This window comes from Salipiger sp. HF18, from assembly GCF_011806505.1.
GTDB lineage: Bacteria > Pseudomonadota > Alphaproteobacteria > Rhodobacterales > Rhodobacteraceae > Salipiger > Salipiger thiooxidans.
Genome location: NZ_JAATOS010000971.1, coordinates 1 through 599, shown reverse-complemented (window position 1 = coordinate 599; position 599 = coordinate 1). Strand labels below are relative to the sequence as shown.

Genomic DNA, 599 nt, shown 5'->3' with positions numbered 1-599 from the left:
CAGCATACGGAGCTTCGCCATCGCCTCGTTGTCCGCCACGCGGCGGGGATTTTTATCCTTGCCCATGGCTTACTTCCTCTTGGCTTTCTTGTCGGCAGCGTGACCGTAGTAGGTACGGGTCGGCGCGTATTCACCGAATTTCTGGCCGATCATGTCTTCCGACACGTTCACCGGCACATGCTTCTGGCCGTTGTACACGCCGAACGTCAGGCCCACGAACTGGGGCAGGATGGTCGAGCGACGGGACCAGATCTTGATGACTTCGTTCTTACCGCTTTCGCGAACCTTCTCGGCCTTCTTCAGGACGTAGGCATCGACGAAAGGGCCTTTCCAAACAGAGCGCGACATGGATTAGCGACCCTTCTTCTTGGCGTGGCGCGAGCGGATGATAAGCTTCTGCGACGCCTTGTTGGTGTTGCGGGTACGCTTGCCCTTGGTCGGCTTGCCCCACGGCGTCACCGGGTGACGGCCACCGGAGGTCCGGCCTTCACCACCACCGTGCGGGTGGTCGATCGGGTTCATCACGACACCGCGGACCGACGGACGCTTGCCCATGTGACGGACGCGACCGGCCTTGCCGAGGTTCTGGTTGCTGTTGT

The 599-nt window shown here is 60.9% G+C and carries 1 protein-coding gene and 2 pseudogenes; all 3 read right to left on the bottom strand.

The features are described from left to right. Nucleotides 1–66, bottom strand: a pseudogene (locus tag HC022_RS28335) (50S ribosomal protein L22); the annotation flags it as partial. A 3-nt stretch (nt 67–69) separates the two neighbouring features. Next, nucleotides 70–348 (bottom strand): 30S ribosomal protein S19, encoded by a 279-nt coding sequence (rpsS, locus tag HC022_RS28330; RefSeq protein ID WP_008883583.1) that lies wholly within the window; start codon nt 346–348, stop codon nt 70–72. A gap of 3 nt (nt 349–351) precedes the next feature. After that, nucleotides 352–599: pseudogene (rplB, locus tag HC022_RS28325) on the bottom strand (50S ribosomal protein L2); the annotation flags it as partial.